At 50.1% G+C, this 8,955-nt stretch carries 8 protein-coding genes; 3 read left to right on the top strand and 5 right to left on the bottom strand.

Translation table 11 applies throughout. The features are described 5' to 3' along the window. Nucleotides 1-251: 251 nt before the first annotated feature. From malE to malG, 3 genes are all read left to right on the top strand, one after another. Nucleotides 252-1,433, top strand: a complete 1,182-nt coding sequence (gene malE, locus CAG65_RS14405; RefSeq protein ID WP_021704907.1) for a maltose/maltodextrin ABC transporter substrate-binding protein MalE — start codon at nt 252-254, stop codon at nt 1,431-1,433. Between the two features lie 73 nt (nt 1,434-1,506). Then, on the top strand, nt 1,507-3,081 hold the full coding sequence (gene malF / locus CAG65_RS14400; RefSeq protein WP_161454096.1) for a maltose ABC transporter permease MalF: 1,575 nt from the start codon (nt 1,507-1,509) through the stop codon (nt 3,079-3,081). A gap of 12 nt (nt 3,082-3,093) precedes the next feature. After that, nucleotides 3,094-3,984 (top strand): maltose ABC transporter permease MalG, encoded by an 891-nt coding sequence (gene malG, locus CAG65_RS14395; RefSeq protein WP_021704905.1) that lies wholly within the window; start codon nt 3,094-3,096, stop codon nt 3,982-3,984. Nucleotides 3,985-4,235: 251 nt separating this feature from the next. Here malG and CAG65_RS14390 read toward each other — a convergent pair whose 3' ends face one another. The 5 genes from CAG65_RS14390 to CAG65_RS14370 form a co-directional block, all read right to left on the bottom strand. Next, nucleotides 4,236-4,793, bottom strand: coding sequence for a PqiC family protein (locus CAG65_RS14390; protein WP_161454095.1), 558 nt, complete (start codon nt 4,791-4,793; stop codon nt 4,236-4,238). Continuing rightward, nucleotides 4,793-6,439, bottom strand: coding sequence for an intermembrane transport protein PqiB (gene pqiB / locus CAG65_RS14385; RefSeq protein WP_021704903.1), 1,647 nt, complete (start codon nt 6,437-6,439; stop codon nt 4,793-4,795). Before pqiB ends, CAG65_RS14390 begins: the two co-directional genes overlap by 1 nt. Next, nucleotides 6,432-7,796 (bottom strand): paraquat-inducible protein A, encoded by a 1,365-nt coding sequence (locus tag CAG65_RS14380; protein ID WP_161454097.1) that lies wholly within the window; start codon nt 7,794-7,796, stop codon nt 6,432-6,434. Before CAG65_RS14380 ends, pqiB begins: the two co-directional genes overlap by 8 nt. A gap of 184 nt (nt 7,797-7,980) precedes the next feature. Continuing rightward, a complete protein-coding gene (locus CAG65_RS14375) occupies nt 7,981-8,223 on the bottom strand; it encodes a hypothetical protein (RefSeq protein ID WP_161454094.1) in 243 nt (80 codons plus the stop codon). Between the two features lie 120 nt (nt 8,224-8,343). Then, nucleotides 8,344-8,829: an acyl-CoA thioesterase gene (locus tag CAG65_RS14370; protein ID WP_021704900.1), complete on the bottom strand. Its 486-nt coding sequence runs from the start codon at nt 8,827-8,829 to the stop codon at nt 8,344-8,346. Nucleotides 8,830-8,955 lie beyond the last annotated feature (126 nt).

Genomic DNA, 8,955 nt, shown 5'->3' with positions numbered 1-8,955 from the left:
GGACACGACGTCGCGAGATCCAGTTCAAATAAATTAATTACTCAATATTGAATCTGATCACATTAAGGTATGGTTTTGTGATTTTGGTCGCCAACCTGAAACGATGACGATCACGAAAATAGTCCATAATACCAAGGGCGTAGGGATTAGGAGGATGAGCCGTATTGATTTTTCTCTGAAGATAGATGGCGAAATACGGTGAAACCTTTTTGGGGTTAACCCTACATCACAAATATAAAAAGGATATGAACATGAAAAACGCCCTAAGCACAGTAGCACTCGGTACTCTTGTTGCTCTTGGCTCTTTCGGTGCAAACGCTGCCATCGAAGAAGGTCAACTAACCATCTGGATCAATGGTGATAAAGGCTACAATGGACTTGCTGAAGTCGGTAAAAAGTTCGAAGAAGAGACAGGGATTAAAGTCACAGTGGCACACCCGGATGGTCTTCAGGACAAGTTCCCGCAAACTGCAGCAACGGGTGACGGTCCGGATATCGTGTTCTGGGCGCACGACCGTTTTGGTGGCTACGCTGAAGCGGGTCTGCTGGCTGAGATCAAACCTTCGCAAAAAATCAAAGACGGCATCGTCGATTTTGCATGGGATGCGGTGAAATACGATGGCAAATACATCGGCTACCCAATCGCCGTTGAGTCTTTGTCTCTCATCTACAACAAAGATTTAGTGCCAAACCCACCGAAAACCTGGGAAGAAGTGGCAGCGCTGAACGCGAAGCTGAAAAAAGACGGCAAGTCCGCGATCATGTGGAACCTGAAAGAACCGTATTTCACCTGGCCACTGATGGCTGCTGATGGCGGCTACGCATTCAAATACACCGCCAGCGGTTACGACGTGAAAGATGCCGGTATTAACAACCAGGGCGTGAAAGACGCAATGAACTTTGTCAAAGGTCTGGTGGATAAAGGCGTCATTTCTCCTGATATGGATTACTCAGTTTCCGAGTCTGCGTTCAACCAGGGCAACACCGCAATGACCATCAATGGTCCTTGGTCATGGGGCAATATTGAGAAATCGGGCATCAACTATGGTGTGACGACGCTGCCTAAATTCAATGGCCAGTCTTCGAAACCATTTGTGGGCGTACTGACAGCAGGTATCAGCACTGCGTCACCAAACAAAGATCTGGCGGTTGAGTTCATCGAAAACTATCTGCTGACTAACGACGGTTTGCGTAAAGTTAATGACGACAAACCATTGGGCGCGGTTGCACTGAATTCGTTCCAGAAAGAGCTGGACAAAGACGCGCGTATCGCAGCGACCATGGATAACGCGATGAACGGTGAAATCATGCCGAACATTCCTCAGATGAATGCATTCTGGGGCGCGGCGAAAAATGCCATCATCAATATTGTGGACGGTCGTCAGACTGTAGACGCTGCGTTGGCTGATGCTGAAAAACAAATGACTAAATAACTCAGTAATACCTTTAAGGAGGGGGTAACCCCTCCTTCATTTCTCCTTTTTTATATCGCTAGCAGGTTCCTTTATGCAGTCAGTTCAAGGTACAGATGCTATGACATCATCATCGACGAACTTACCGACAAGCAAAAGTACATTGATCAAATGGTCGCTTTTAGCCACCGTCGGTATTGTAAATGGCTACGCCACCATTCTCATGTATTCACGTGGTGAGATTGCTTTCGCGCTTCTTACGTTAATCATCACCGCACTGGCTCTGTTTATCTTCGGCAGCAAGAAAACGTACGCGCACCGCTATATCTATCCAGGTATCGCGGGCATGATTTTGTTCATCCTTTTTCCGTTGGCGTATACCGTCGGTCTTGCGTTTACTAATTACAGTGCCAAAAACCAGTTATCGTTCGAGCGTGCGCAGTCAGTGTTGCTCGACAGAACCTATCAGAGTGGGGAAAGTTATCCGTTCACACTGTACAAAACAGAACAGGGCCACCGTATCGTCATTAATGATGGTGAGCAATTGCTGGCGACGCCAACGTTCCAGTTGGACGGTTTGAATGTATCGGATTTGGATCTGACGCCTGTAACGTCAGTCGATGGCGACAAAGAGCAAATTAAAACCATCGTCAAAAACCGCAGTGCTCTGGGGCAAGTGGATCTGCACATGCCTGATGGCGACGATATTCGCATGAGTGGCCTGCGTAAGTTCGCCGCGGTGGTGCCTTTGTACACGCTGCAGGGCGACGGAGAAACCCTGCTGAACAATCGCACCGGTGAAACGCTCAAGCCGAACAGGGATGAAGGCTATTACCAGCCAGTGAATGAACAGGGTGAGTTTGTCGGTTCAACCGTTTCGCCTGGCTTCATTGTGGGGGTGGGCACCCACAACTTTGAACGTGTATGGAAAGACGACGGTATCAAAGAGCCGTTCATCAGCATCTTTATCTGGACCATCGTATTTTCTGTTTTGACAGTGATTTTTACCGGTGTGATCGGTCTGGTTCTGGCCAGTGTCGTCCAGTGGGAGGAGCTGAAAGGCCGCTCGGTCTACCGTGTGCTGTTAATTCTGCCCTACGCAGTGCCAGCGTTTATCTCGATTCTGATCTTTAAAGGTTTATTTAACCAAAGCTTTGGTGAGATCAACATGGTTCTGGAGTCCATTTTTGGCCTGAGCCCGGCATGGTTTTCCGATCCGTTCCTGGCAAAAACCATGGTGCTCATTGTGAATACCTGGCTGGGTTTTCCGTACATGATGATCTTGTGTATGGGACTGCTGAAAGCGATTCCTGAAGACTTATATGAAGCGTCGGCGATCGACGGGTCGAACTTCATCTCTAACTTCACTCGCATTACGCTGCCGCTGATGATCAAACCGCTGACGCCACTGTTGATTGCCAGCTTTGCGTTCAACTTTAACAACTTTGTTCTTATTCAGTTGTTGACGGCGGGTGGCCCGAACATGATTGGGACGTCTGAGCCCGCTGGCTATACCGATCTGTTAGTGAACTACACCTATCGGATTGCGTTTGAAGGTGCTGGTGGTCAGGACTTTGGTCTGGCAAGTGCTATCGCCACGCTGATCTTCCTGCTGGTGGGGGCGCTGGCGCTACTCAACCTGCGTGTGACCAAAGTAGCTCAGGATTAAGGAGATTCCGAAATGGCAATGGTACAAGGTAAATCATTAAAATACCGTGTCTGGGCGACTCACATCGCGATGTGGACGTTCCTGTCACTGATCATATTTCCGCTGCTGATGGTAATTGCGATCTCCTTCCGTGAGGGTAACTTCGCCACTGGCAGCCTGATCCCGGATAATCCGTCGCTTGAGCACTGGAAACTGGCGTTAGGTATGGCTGTCGAAAATGCGGATGGCACCGTGACGCCGCCGCCGTTCCCGGTACTGACCTGGCTGTGGAACTCAATTAAAGTTGCAGGCATTACATCGGTTCTGATTGTGACCTTGTCGACGACTTCAGCGTATGCGTTTGCACGGATGAAGTTCAAAGGCAAAAACACTATCCTGAAAGCGATGATGATCTTTCAGATGTTTCCGGCAGTGTTAGCGCTGGTAGCGATTTATGCCTTGTTTGATAAGCTCGGTCAGTACATTCCTTTCCTTGGTTTGAACACGCATGGCGGCCTGATCTTCTCGTATTTAGGTGGGATCGCACTGCACGTCTGGACGATTAAGGGTTACTTCGAGACCATTGATGGTTCGTTGGAAGAAGCGGCCGCTCTGGATGGCGCAACACCATGGCAAGCCTTCAGACTGGTGCTGTTACCGCTGTCTGTACCGATTCTGGCGGTGGTATTCATCTTGTCATTTATCATGGTTGTGGGTGAGGTTCCGGTAGCATCTTTGCTTCTTTCTGATGTAAACTCATACACCTTAGCGGTTGGTATGCAGCAGTATTTATACCCTCAGAACTATCTGTGGGGGGATTTTGCAGCCGCAGCAGTATTGTCTGCATTGCCAATAACCGTCGTATTCTTACTTGCGCAGCGCTGGTTAGTCGGAGGACTTACCGCCGGCGGTGTGAAAGGATAATAAGAATAAGGGCGACCGTAAGGTCGCCCATTTTGTTTCTTCATCCAGCACTTTTGGTTTGGCCGCCGATCAGCTGGTTTGTAAGAGCAGTTCTGGCGTTACGCATAGCTGGCTGTTAGCTCTGATTCCTTACTATCCAACGACTAACAGTTTTTTGTAACCAAAACCCGGGCTTCCGCTTGGGTTTTTTTATGTCGGTAGGAAAGCAAAAGAGGGCGCCAGGCCCTCGTTGTATAGCTTGACGTGAGTAGTTATAGGGTTTGCGCAATCTGGCTGGTGACTTGCTGAAAGCCTTGCGCCAATGCTTCCACCAATGCCGGATAGCCTTCTGAGTCGAGGGGGACGCTGTGACGAAAAGCCTGGGTCTGCTGAATCTGTCCTTCAGCGTCAACCAGTGTCCACTCCCCGCTGATATCAGCGTTGCCTGTATACGAACCATTGAACTGTTCGACGCGCACTAGCAGCATAGGTTGACCACGGCTTGTCATCACCGGGTTCAGTTGCACTGGCCAGTACTGACTTTGTTTGCTGCGTAAGTCCGCCACCAGGCGTTGCGTTAACTGGGCTGACAGGTTTTGTGCCCACAAGTTCTGCTTAGTTTGGATCACCTGAGTGTCAGAGGTGCGGTAAACCAACCCGGCGCTGTCCAGATAAGGCGCCAGTTCGACTGGCCGAACAACTAGGATCGGAGCGGTTTGTGGAGCCCTGACCGTGGCTTCAGGGGCGGGCAACACATACAACTGACTGGCGGGTGGTGTTGCGCTGCAGCCTGCCAGTGCAACTAAGCTGAAAACTAACCATTTTTTCATTATTTCTGTCCTTTCGCCGGCACAGGGTCCTGTGCTTTTTCATCACCAAACACCAGAGAGTTCGGCTTTTCATTTAACTGACGCAATACAGGCTTAAACTCTGTCATGACTTGTTCAAACTGACCCAGCGCAGACTGCAGCTCGGAATACATTGGCGAGTTTGGTCCAAAGCCATTGAGGGTATCCTGGATCTGTTTAAGACTGTCGCGAATGTCTTTTGGCAGCGCCTGAGTGTCTTTCTGCTTGAGCAAAGTATCCAGGCTGGCGGCGACGCGTTCGGCTGATGCCAGGGTTTTCTCTGAGGTTTCCAACGTGGCGTTCAGAGAGTTGAGCGTATCGTCCAACGGCAGATCGTTCAGTTTTTGCAGCAAGTCGGTGACTTGTTTTTGCACTTCGGCAAAGCCGCCTTGCCTGGTCGGAAACACATCGTAGCCTTCAAATGACTCTGGTTGATTTGCCTGATCCTTCGGATAGAAATCCGCATCAATATACAGAGCCCCCGTCAACAAGCTGCCCGTTTTGAGGGTGGCGCGCAGGCCCCGTTTGAACTCTTCACGTAACTTGGTTTTGAGGATCTCGACTGGCACTTGTTCAAACGAGTCGTAGACACGCCCCAGTTCAATGCGCACCAGAACAGGAATTTGGGTGGCAGAGAAGTCCTCATCCGGAGTCGGCATGCGCATTGGAACGCGCATCACGGTACCGATGCGGATCCCACGGTATTCCACGGGAGCACGGGCTCTGAGGCCGCGCACCGATTCATCAAACAACATCACGAATTCCAAGTATTCGTCGTAAAGGCCTTCTCGGACCTGTTTGTGATCGTCAAACAGGCGGTAGCGACGCATCTGCTTTGTGACGGGCTGGCCCGAGTCCATACCTCGCGGTACATCGAAGGTCACGCCGCCAGTCAACAAACTTTCCAGTGAACCGAATCTCAGGTTGAAACCTTCGGCATTGAGCTGCAAGTCTACCCCCGATGACAACCAGAAATGGGATCGGGTGCGGACCAGGCTGTCGTAGGGCTCAAAAATGAACAGTTGATAGAGGGCTTTTTGCGTGTTGACGTCAAAGCTGGTGCTCTCAACACGCCCGACAGTGAAGCCTTTGTAGATCACCGGGTCACCCACGGACAGCTTGCCCGCTTCCTGATTGCTCAGAACGACCCTTAATCCTTTGGCGTCCGGCGGTGCCACTGGCGGGACGTCAAGTACGGTAAATTCTTCGCGTTTTTCTTTCTCGTGGCCGGGCTGAAGTTGGATATAGGCTCCGGAGAGCAGGGTCTCCAGGCCAGACACGCCATCCCGGCCAATACGCGGTTTAACGACCCAGAACAGGGTGTCTTTTTTCAGCATCCGTTCTGCGTCTTTGTTCATGCGAGCGGTGACTAGGATGTAATCGTAGTTGTGGCTTAACGTGACCTCAGTGACGGTACCAACTTTCACGTTCAGAGAGCGAATCTCTGTTTTGCCCACTTCAATACCTTCGGCCGTCTTCATTTTTAACGTGATTTCCGGACCAGTGCTGGTGATGTGTTGGTACAACATCCAGGCACCCATTGCCAAAGCCAGGATCGGAATGATCCAGATAGTGGAAATGTGCCGTTGCGGTTGAACGTTAGCCGAGGTTTTTTTCTCTTCACTCATCGTTGGTTTTCTCGTTCACAAGATCAATAGGCTGCTGAACGTGCGTTGGCGTACGTTGCCAGAGCATGCGCGGGTCAAATACCATCGCGGAGAGCATGGTGCATATCACGACAGCAGCGAAAGAAAGGGCGGCCGGACCCGGATAAATGGCCATCAGGTTGTGGAGCTGAACCAGTGCGACCAGAATGGCTACCACGAAAATATCAATCATCGACCAACGGCCGATAAACTCAGTAATACGATACGCTTTTAAGCGCGTGATGCTTTCCTGCCGCGGGTGCTTGTGCATGTTTTTTGCGGTGACAAACAGCCAGGCTAAGGTGAGCATTTTGGCTAATGGAATAAAAATACTGGCTAAGAAAATCACCATCGCAATGGGATAGGAGCCTAGTTGCCATAGCAGAATCACCCCCCCGAGGATGGTGGAACCTTCACTGTGGCCCAAGCTTACGGTATACATCATCGGATACAGGTTGGCCGGCACATAAAAAATCGCAGAGGCGATCAGCAGTGCCCAGGCTTTCTGCAGATTTCCGGATGGGTCATATTTGTGTGTGCGGCTGCCACAGCGGACGCAACGACTGTGCCGTTGTTCGTCGAGCGGATTGATCTGATGACAAACATGACAACTGACATGATTGGCCGAGAGGTGGCTGTCACCATCGCAGACGTGGTCAACCGGGATGCTTGGGATGAACTGATCCCACAACCAACTTTTGTCAACCATGGAGATGCATTTCACGACCAAGACGGTATAGACACAAAACGCCCAGAAGGAGGTGCCCATGCCAATGTCTGCCAGAGACGCGATTTTGATCAGGCTGACCAGTACACCGATCAGAAACACATCCACCATCAACCAGGGCTCAACTTGAAACAGAACCCGGCAGATGAGTTTAGTGGTGTGCCTCTGCTTTGGGTTTGGTGGATGACGACGAAAATGCAGGGCTTTGAGGTGTAAATAAAGCAGGCAACAGATGTAAATCGCCGGCAGTACGATGACCGTTGCCAGTAGCAGCGAGGCGAGTAGCGAGTTTTGAAACTGCTCCAGCATCTTGACCGAATGCAGCAATGTGATCTCTTGTGTTAGGCCCTTGACACTGAACGACATAAAAGGAAACGAGACGCTGAGAATCAACGTAATAAGGCACGTGATTGCATAAGCAATCGGGCGTTGATACGGGTTGGTCGGTTGTTTTAGCAACGTATGATGACAACGCGGGCATTGAGCTTTTTGTCCTGCTGCGACGGCGGGAATATCGACAACCAGACCACATTCTTCGCAAGCAATCAGGTGCTGAGAGGTCGTGCTCTCAATCTTTTTGTGAGGTGATTCAATAGGTTGAGCACCTTCCATCATCGCTTCCATTTGGTTAGGTTGATTATATCAGGCGTCAATATAGTGTAGTTGTCCACCTGGATAGTTAAATCCAAGTGAAAATTTGCAGGTAACTTGCTCATATTCATAGGATTAACGCAGTGTATATTGAGAATAGTTGCGTTTGTGAGAAAGGAGCAACTGTAGCAGAAAACGAGGGCGATCAGAACTCGCGGCTGGAAGGAGCACACCCGACGTATTGAAGCAGCACGTAGATACTCTCTTGTTGTAACGCCACTTTGCGAAACAGATCGGCGAAAATGCTATCGCCGCCGAAGCAGGTGCGGATGTAATGATTGATTGCCTGTGCGTCGTAGCCTTCGACGTACATCGTCCGTACCCATTGATACTCCACCGATTTGGGGTTGGCCAGCGTATCGGCGCTCAGTGTGGTGTTCAGGCTCAATCAGGGTTCCTCTGTCTTTTCCTGCCTTTGCGCAGTAATGAACCGCGGATTAAATCAAACAAAGATGAAAGAAAAATGACAGAGGTAAACGATTACAAATAAAACGCGTTAAACATGACTTTACTTCAGGTATTTGACGTGCGCTTCCATCTCTTCGCCAATCTTTTTGCGCATGTTCATCAGGCGAATGGCAGACTGCTGTAGGGCGATGTCTTCCTCACTTTGTGGCACCCACTCCGGAATACGCGTTGGCTTACCAGCCTCATCAACCGCCACCATGATCACGATACAATGCGTGGTAAGACGATTTTTCATCTCTTTGGGATCGCTGGCCTGAACATCGATAGCGATGTGCATAGAGGTAGTTCCGGTGTAAATGACTTTTGCACTGACTTCAACCAGGTTGCCGACATGGATCGGAGCCACAAACCGGATTCCGCCGGCGTAGGCGGTAATGCAGTACTTGCCACTCCAGGCGGCTGAACAGGCATACGCGGCCAGGTCAATCCACTTCATGACAGCGCCGCCGTGGACCTTGCCGCCAAAGTTTACATCGCCGGGTTCTGCCAGAAACCGTAATGTGATGTTGCGTTGTCCGCTGCTCATAGGTTTGTCCTCATTATTTTGATGTGATTCATCATACATTGGAAATGTAAAAAAAGTGTAATTGATTTTTTACTTGTTAGTGATTTTGGCTTTATGGCGGTGAATGGGGGGGACGGCATGAGGAAA

Source organism: Vibrio sp. V39_P1S14PM300 (assembly GCF_009904765.1).
Lineage (GTDB): Bacteria > Pseudomonadota > Gammaproteobacteria > Enterobacterales > Vibrionaceae > Vibrio > Vibrio proteolyticus.
Note: the sequence above shows the minus strand (reverse complement) of the source record. Positions and strands in the feature narration are given on the sequence as shown.